This is a genomic window from Vibrio sp. D173a (assembly GCF_030248475.1).
In genome coordinates, this window is the sequence record NZ_JAHGAH010000299.1 from 1 (window position 1) to 610 (window position 610).

A 610-nucleotide genomic window follows, 5' to 3' on the forward strand; every position below is an offset into this window, starting at 1 on the left:
CCGCGAATGGAGTAACTTCTGAACCAGTACCTGAAGTTGTAGTGATACATACAAGCTCAGCTTTCTTACCCATTTTAGGGAACTTGTAGATACGTTTACGGATGTCCATAAAGCGCATTGCTAGTTCCGCGAAGTGAGTTTCTGGGTGCTCGTACATTACCCACATGATCTTCGCTGCATCCATTGGTGAGCCACCACCTAGAGCTAGGATTACGTCAGGTTGGAAGCTCTTCATTGCTTCTGCACCTTTCTCAACAACAGATAGTGTTGGATCCGCTTCTACGTCGAAGAATGTTTGAACTTCGATGCCTTGCTCTTTAAGCAGTTTAACTACTTCGTCAGCGTAACCGTTGTTGAATAGGAAACGGTCAGTTACTAGGAATGCGCGTTTCTTACCTTCTAGGTCGCTCATTGCGATTGGAAGGCTACCACGACGGAAGTAGATAGACTTAGGTAGTTTGTGCCACAACATGTTTTCAGCTCGCTTAGCTACAGTTTTCTTGTTGATAAGGTGCTTAGGACCTACGTTCTCAGAGATAGAGTTACCCCCCCAAGAACCACAACCTAGAGTTAGAGAAGGTGCTACGTTGAAGTTGTAAAGGTCACCGAT

The 610-nt window shown here is 45.4% G+C and carries 1 protein-coding gene; it reads right to left on the reverse strand.

The features are described 5' to 3' along the window. Positions 1 to 610 (reverse strand): iron-containing alcohol dehydrogenase (locus KIV40_RS24575; protein WP_285351807.1); only part of this gene is annotated, 610 nt, incomplete at both ends.